A 4000-nucleotide genomic window follows, 5' to 3' on the forward strand; every position below is an offset into this window, starting at 1 on the left:
GATATAGATTTTTGTATAAAATACTATGGACAAATAGGAGGTAGATAAGAACATGGAAGACAAAAATTCCTTAAAAAAGAGGCTAAACCGTATTCAATATGAAGTAACGCAAAATAATGCAACAGAGCCTCCTTTTCAAAATGAATTTTGGGATCATGAAGAGGAAGGAATTTATGTAGATATTGTTTCTGGCAAACCTCTTTTCAGTTCTCGAGATAAATTTGATGCAGGGTGTGGCTGGCCAAGCTTTACGAAGCCAATTGAAGAAAAAGAGGTTGTAGAAAAGACTGATTACACACATAATATGATTCGCACGGAGGTGAGAAGTAAAGAAGCTGATTCCCATTTGGGACATGTGTTTCCTGATGGTCCTGGACCTGAAGGACTACGTTACTGCATAAATTCAGCTGCACTCCGTTTTGTTCCTAAAAAGGATTTGGAGAAAGAAGGCTATGGAGCTTATCTTTCGTTGTTTTCATAAAAATGCCTCTGTACTTAGAGGCATTTTTTATTTTTATATTAAACTATTCTTTTTTCTTTAAGATGGGAGAGGGTTTGTTTTAATTTAAAACCCAAAATTCAGCTTTAATTTCAGGTTCGGGACATAAGAAGCATCTTCTTATGTCCCGAAATTTCATCAACTAATTTGCATTGACGTTTTCGAATCAGGGATGGCGTGATAACCCTTGCGGTGATACGGATCACTAATACGTAGGACTAGCTTATATTCTTTTTCAACCGCCTTACCGTCTTTAACTGGACAAACATGAATGGAAATAGTGGTGAAAGCGGGGTTATAGTCACAATCGTCGAGAATGACAAGGAACTGGAGATCCTTCTCACGCCATGTCATCCGGTACGTTTCTGTGACTGTCCTACTTACGATGTCTTTTTCCGTCAATCCAGGGAAACTCACCGCTGAGTTCAGTTTCATGGACACTCCTGTTTCGATAGTGAGATATTGGATTTCAATATCTCTATATTCCATTTTAAATCACTATAAAAAAATTACAATTAATTCGTTTATTTTCGTTCGAATATGGTTAAACGCCTATTTTAACATTGGTGATGGTAACGAAAAACAAGAGGCACTCATTGTAACAAATAAATAAACCATAATGAGTTAAAATTTTCCACCATATATCAAATATTCTCTGATTTATTACCACATAATCTTCAAAACTTCTCTTTATAATGGGATTTATGTGTTGATCATCAGGGGCATCATTTTGATAGGAAAAAAACAAATCTCGAAAGAAATTGTGGATTATTTTACTTGTTCTGTTGCGGTCATCGAGGGAACAATGGAATAACTGGTGTGGATATCTATCGGATGAAGTTCAAGGTAGAGGAAACTGAAGTAATGATGCTTATTCAACTAAAACAAACAACGAAGACATACAATATGGTCTGTTAAGTATTTTATACTGCCAATCGTGTTAATATGACTGTTGGAAAGCCATTATCATCGTTACACACGAAGAGGAATTCGGGCATCATGCTGGATGCATTATTCGATTTCCAGATGGTAATATTTACAAGGGTCAACGTAGCTTTTGGTATCGTAATAGGTATCTTTGGTTCTTGGATGGCAGGCATATTCATGCAAAGTGATGTTCCTATCAGTTTTACAGCTGTTTGGCTTTCTTTTGTTGTGTCTTTAGTAATTGGATTGGTTTTTGGTTTGTATCCTGCATATCGAGCAGCTAAGTTATCTCCTATTTTGGCTCTACGCTATGAGTAAAATGGTAAACATGCAATTATCAAGAGGGTGTAAAAAATGAAAACATCGGTATTGGTTGTTGATGACGAACAAAAAGTGATCAATGTGATTCAGCCTTATTTGGCACAAGAAGGTTTTGATGTGATAACTGCTACGACTGGCAATCAAGCAATTAAAGCTGTATCTGATAAAAATCCAGATATTGTTATATTGGATTGGATGCTGCCAGAAATGAGCGGTTTGGAAGTTTGCCGGCAGATCAGAAGAAATTCACATGTGGCTATTATTATGTTAACTGCAAAAACGGATGAAATGGATCGGGTTGTTGGGTTAGAAGTTGGTGCAGACGATTATATGACCAAACCTTTCAGTCTACGGGAACTTGCTGCTCGCATTCGTTCTGTGTTAAGAAGAACCAATCCATCTTCTTTGAAGTTTCCTATCATCCAACGGGGGGATATTGTAATAGATGAGGAGAAGCATATTGTGCTGAAACAAGGACAGGAAGTGACGTTGACTCCTGCTGAATTCCAGATCCTTCTTACTCTGGCCTCTAGACCAGGAGTAGTTTATAGTAGACTGCAATTGCTTCAAGTCGTAACAGGAGATACCTATCTCAGTTATGAGAGAAGCATCGATAGCCATATAAGCCACCTGCGGAAAAAAATTGAAGATGATCTATCAAATCCTCGTTTTGTACAGACGGTGCATGGTGTTGGATACCGTTTTGGAGATATTCAATGAAGTTCCGAAATAAATTGATTATAAGTTTGTTAGTTCTGATTGTCTTTTTAGGATCTGCATACTATGCAATCACCTATTTGTATACTCAGCAAATGCTTGAAAGTTATACGAAAAATATGAGACAAGCTAGTGCAGAACAATGGTCTAATCAGTTAGCTTATTATTATCAGGAAAACGGTTATTCTTGGTTTGGGGTTGATGAATTCGTTCATTTTTTAGCAAACCAAAACCGAGGCGATCGTGATCGGATGGAAAGTTTTGTTTTGACAGATGTTTATGGCAATGTACTATCACAATTTGGTCCAATTAACCAAAAAAATGATGATATTATCACCGTAAATATTATGATCGGCAATGATAAAATCGGAATTCTTAAGTTGGCCACTAGTATTTCAAACAGACTCAATATTATGGAACAGACAGTTTTCCATTCAATGAAGATGGGTACGTTTATTGGTATAATCATCACTTCTTTTATTGCATTGCTGGTAGGGATTTGGTTGTCTCGCCTGATTTCCAATCCGTTGCAATCGATGATTCGAAGTATGAAAAAAATTAAAGATGGAGATTTACAAGCAAGATTAGATATTCAAACAAATGATGAATTTGGAGAAGTAGGCGAGACGTTCAATCTGATGACCAATCGGTTATATCGAACAGAACAAGCAAGAAGTCATCTGGTAGCAGATGTGGCCCATGAACTTCGTACACCGTTAACAATTATTCAGGGTCAAATGGAATTAATCCAACAAGGAATAAAAAAAGCAGAGCCGGAAACATTATTGCCAATTCAAGATGAGGTTGCTCGTTTGATTCATTTGGTTCAAGATTTGCATCAATTGTCTTTAGCGGAAGTAGGACAGTTACCTTTGAAGAAGATGGATGTAGATATAAATAGCTTGTTAACCAATATTGTCAGTATGTATCAATTGGAAGCATCAGAAAAGAATATTAATTTACGGATAGAACATTTGAACAATAATATATTGCCATTGCTGTTTATTGATCCGAACCGAATCACACAAGTATTTGTTAATCTGATTTCCAACGCTCTTCGTCACACTCCAACTGGAGGGAGAGTATTGGTTCAGTTGGAAGTAGGAGCTCAAGATGTTTTTATCCATGTTAGAGATAATGGGAACGGCATCGTTGCAGATCATCTTCCATATATTTTTGATCGATTTTACCGAGCTGACCAAGATCGATCAAGAGAACATGGAGGAATGGGTTTAGGCTTAGCGATCGCAAAAGAATACATTGAGGCCCACGGTGGGGAGATATCAGTAAAAAGTGTAAAGGGAGAGGGTACAATCTTCAGTATTCGGTTGAGGTATTGAAACAGAGTTGATAGTTGCGAGCTTTTGCTAGTAGCAAGAGCTTTTTTAAGTTTATACCATCACTTGATTATCGTCGAAATACATAATTGAAATCAATAAACCTATTACATCATAGAGAGAATTAGATGAATAGCTGATAGAAGAAAGTAACATGCTAAAAATAAATTTGAAAAAAGGGTTGCAAACTTTTTATAGC

At 36.7% G+C, this 4000-nt stretch carries 5 protein-coding genes; 4 read left to right on the forward strand and 1 reads right to left on the reverse strand.

The genetic code is table 11. The features are described 5' to 3' along the window. The first annotated feature begins 52 nt into the window (after nucleotides 1-52). Nucleotides 53-481 (forward strand): peptide-methionine (R)-S-oxide reductase MsrB, encoded by a 429-nt coding sequence (msrB, locus tag AC5WOC_RS21095; RefSeq protein WP_496057401.1) that lies wholly within the window; start codon nucleotides 53-55, stop codon nucleotides 479-481. A 156-nt stretch (nucleotides 482-637) separates the two neighbouring features. Here the strand turns inward: msrB and AC5WOC_RS21100 are convergent, their stop codons facing one another. Beyond that, nucleotides 638-934: a hypothetical protein gene (locus AC5WOC_RS21100; RefSeq protein ID WP_496057402.1), complete on the reverse strand. Its 297-nt coding sequence runs from the start codon at nucleotides 932-934 to the stop codon at nucleotides 638-640. A 564-nt stretch (nucleotides 935-1498) separates the two neighbouring features. Here AC5WOC_RS21100 and AC5WOC_RS21105 point away from each other — a divergent pair. The 3 genes from AC5WOC_RS21105 to AC5WOC_RS21115 are packed head-to-tail and all read left to right on the forward strand — an operon-like array spanning nucleotide 1499 to nucleotide 3804. After that, entirely contained in the window at nucleotides 1499-1744 is a 246-nt protein-coding gene (locus AC5WOC_RS21105; RefSeq protein ID WP_496057403.1) for an ABC transporter permease, read from the forward strand. Nucleotides 1745-1780: 36 nt separating this feature from the next. Beyond that, nucleotides 1781-2467, forward strand: coding sequence for a response regulator (locus AC5WOC_RS21110; RefSeq protein ID WP_496057404.1), 687 nt, complete (start codon nucleotides 1781-1783; stop codon nucleotides 2465-2467). Continuing rightward, complete coding sequence (locus AC5WOC_RS21115) at nucleotides 2464-3804, forward strand: sensor histidine kinase (protein ID WP_496057405.1); 1341 nt, start codon at nucleotides 2464-2466, stop codon at nucleotides 3802-3804. Before AC5WOC_RS21110 ends, AC5WOC_RS21115 begins: the two co-directional genes overlap by 4 nt. The last annotated feature ends 196 nt before the right edge of the window (nucleotides 3805-4000 follow it).

This window comes from Shimazuella sp. NTD247 (assembly GCF_059510415.1).